Annotated in this window: 1 protein-coding gene; it reads left to right on the top strand. The window is 70.4% G+C overall.

The window, feature by feature from the left end:
• Positions 1–243: TonB-dependent receptor plug domain-containing protein (locus AC0IZJ_RS28670; protein ID WP_471855675.1), on the top strand; the 243-nt coding region annotated here is incomplete at both ends.

Here is a 243-nt window from a genome sequence, read left to right as displayed (position 1 = left end):
CCATCAGCGCGCGCGGCTTCAACGCCGACTCGGCCAACACGCTGCTCGTGCTCATCGATGGCCGCTCGGTCTACCCGCCGCTGTTCGCCGGCGTTTTCTGGGACGCGCAGGACGTGGCGCTCGAGGACGTCGCGCGCATCGAGGTCAGCAGCGGCCCCGGCAGCACGCTGTGGGGCGTGAACGCGGTCAACGGTGTCATCACCATCATCACGAAGAGCGCGGCCGGCACGCGCGGCACGCTGG

The organism is Roseateles sp. AC306, from assembly GCF_979253795.1.
This window is presented reverse-complemented; position numbering and strand designations above follow the sequence as displayed.